1 tRNA gene and 1 rRNA gene are annotated in these 205 nt (G+C 41.5%); both read right to left on the bottom strand.

What is annotated here, in order from left to right:
• A 5S ribosomal RNA gene (gene rrf / locus FW758_RS25020) occupies positions 1–55 on the bottom strand; the annotation flags it as partial.
• Between the two features lie 37 nt (positions 56–92).
• Positions 93–168, bottom strand: a tRNA-Thr gene (locus tag FW758_RS25025).
• Positions 169–205: the final 37 nt, after the last annotated feature.

Raw genomic sequence — 205 nt, forward strand, 5'->3', positions numbered from 1 at the left:
TCACTTCTGAGTTCGGGATGGGATCAGGTGGTTCCACAAGGCTATTGTCACCAAGCAAATTTTGTATTCTAGGAAATGACACTAGATTGTAATGGTGCTGATACCCAGAATCGAACTGGGGACCTCATCCTTACCAAGGATGCGCTCTACCGACTGAGCCATATCAGCAATTCTATACTAATCAATTAAGATTATTTAAATTAGG

The sequence above is a fragment of the Shewanella sp. 1180_01 genome (genome assembly GCF_052850535.1).